A 2,155-nucleotide genomic window follows, 5' to 3' on the forward strand; every position below is an offset into this window, starting at 1 on the left:
CTCTCATACACCAGAAATCACCATAGCTCCGGATGACTGTCGGGGAATGGGCTTTGAAATCAGCGAAGGGAACAAACTTCAAAGGACTTGGACAGCCCATCGCTGCCAACTCAAAGCGCAGTTTTTTGCATGCATTGCGACGCTTTTTTACAGACTTTGAGCTGTGGGGCTGGGGACGTTTAAAGTTCAGTCCAAGATATCACCTGGCCACGCCAAGATCCGTAACATTCAACTCCGGCATTAACCCACGCGTTATTGATGATTCGACATGGCTCAAGCTTATTTGGGCAAGCCTCAATCTCGAACGTAATGATCTGCTTTCTGAGATTCATTACCCCCTATCGATGGTGCAAGCCCTTGCCGTGATATGGACTCACGCAGGTTTGCGCAGTAATGAAATTATGCGACTGGACAAAGAATGCGCACATTTCCAAACCAATGATGTGGTACACGAGGATGGGACTATCACTCCAGCAGGGTCCTTATGCTACCTCGATATTCCTGCCAGCAAAACATTCAAGCCCTTCGTCAAGCCCGTAGCGATAGCCGTAAAGAAATACATCGATGCTTGGCTGAAAGATAGACCTATCAACCAGGCCGCATTATTTGATGAGCGAACCGGGAGAAAAGTTAGCTATCTATTCCAGTTTCGAGGCAAACGCATAGGTTCCGGTGTTATCAATGGCACCATCATTCCTATATTGTGTGCCAAGGCAGGTGTACCTTTAGAAGACAGTCGCGGGCGAATCACAAGCCATAGGGGGCGTGCTTCCGCAGTGACGGCGCTTGCCAGCGTTCCTCAAGGCATGTCGCTGATAGAGTTGATGCAGTGGTCAGGACATAGCTCACCGAATTCGACTTTACATTATATTCGAGTTCGGCCTACCAAGCTGGCAGCATCATTTATCAAAGCTGATCAAATGGCCAATATGGTCTCCATCCTGATCGACCATGATGTAATTGCTCGCCATTCAGATGAGCCCTACACCTTCTATGACCTGGGTGACTCGTATTGTTCAAACCCTTTCTGGAGCAGCTGCCCACATCGCATGGCCTGTGCAGGTTGTGACTTTAACTTGCCAAAAGCCAGTGCAAGAGCCCAAGCCCTTGAAAGCAAGTCGTCTATCGGAAGATATTTAGAGGCAGTGCCTTTGACTCCCGACGAACGAGCTATTGCCGAGGGTGATCTGGAAAAATTGAAAGGTCTTATTCACAAGCTCGACAATGTGCCCACTCTGGACGGCAGAACACCAATTGAGATCGGGATCAAGAACCAAGGAAATTGAGATCTATCTTGCCCTTGTGCGCAAAACTGCATCCAGACTCAGGTTGGAAAATCAGCCCGCATGCATAGTTTGATACAGAATAGTGTCACCATGGCCCTGAAGATGCCACTCTGCGTTCGCAATACAAAGACTTTTTAAACCAGTTGAACAAATATATTTAAAATGTCGCGCTTATGACATTTCAGTCAATAATACTGATATAAAATATTTACTTTTACGAGCATTCACTCGACTTGAAGGCCGGCTTCTATTATATAAAAGCCGGCCCATACCTAATACTACTTAGCAGCCTTCCTCCATTTTATCCTGCATCATCATATGACGGCATTTTTTCATCTGAGGCATCATGCCATTGTTATGCATCATGCTTTCATGCTGCATTGCGTTTGAGTTTGACTGCTCATGGGTAGCCATTGATTGCATCATTGCCTCGGATTGTCCGGTACGGCTGGTATCCGTCAAGGCAAATGCCATCGATACTGAAGCTAGACCTGCAAATGTAATACCAGTAGCGAGCAAGGTTTTTACTTTACGCATTTGTATAATCCTCGAAATTTTCAATAGTGAACGTGACTTTTTCGTTTATTCAGGTTGCTGAGCGATACGCAGATATCGTGTTTTGGTTTTAGGGGCTTTCGGAAGCCGCTCTAACGATAACTTTGAAGTTGACTTTAAGGTCAAGATATAATTATCAGGCTGGCACAACCTAAAGCCACGCTTCAGTTCTTGCTCAGTTCTGTCACGACATGGTCAGCGCCCTGCAGTCCGAAATGAACCTTGTCGCCTACATTAATACCTTCCAATAGCGTCGGATCAGCCACCTTGAAGGCCATCTGCATTGTAGTGGCATAGTGAATCTGGCCACCTGA

The 2,155-nt window shown here is 46.4% G+C and carries 3 protein-coding genes; 1 reads left to right on the top strand and 2 read right to left on the bottom strand.

Annotated features, from left to right (window positions below):
* The first annotated feature begins 53 nt into the window (after positions 1-53).
* Positions 54-1,286, top strand: a complete 1,233-nt coding sequence (locus CCD76_RS19185) for a tyrosine-type recombinase/integrase (protein ID WP_218777090.1) — start codon at positions 54-56, stop codon at positions 1,284-1,286.
* 282 nt (positions 1,287-1,568) lie between these two features.
* Here the strand turns inward: CCD76_RS19185 and CCD76_RS19190 are convergent, their stop codons facing one another.
* Positions 1,569-1,823, bottom strand: coding sequence for a hypothetical protein (locus tag CCD76_RS19190; protein ID WP_087721088.1), 255 nt, complete (start codon positions 1,821-1,823; stop codon positions 1,569-1,571).
* Positions 1,824-2,005: 182 nt separating this feature from the next.
* Positions 2,006-2,125, bottom strand: a complete 120-nt coding sequence (locus CCD76_RS20710; RefSeq protein ID WP_373419444.1) for a copper-binding protein — start codon at positions 2,123-2,125, stop codon at positions 2,006-2,008.
* Between the last annotated feature and the right edge of the window lie 30 nt (positions 2,126-2,155).

Origin of the sequence: Salinicola salarius, assembly GCF_002179555.1 — a bacterium.
Taxonomy (GTDB): domain Bacteria; phylum Pseudomonadota; class Gammaproteobacteria; order Pseudomonadales; family Halomonadaceae; genus Salinicola; species Salinicola salarius_A.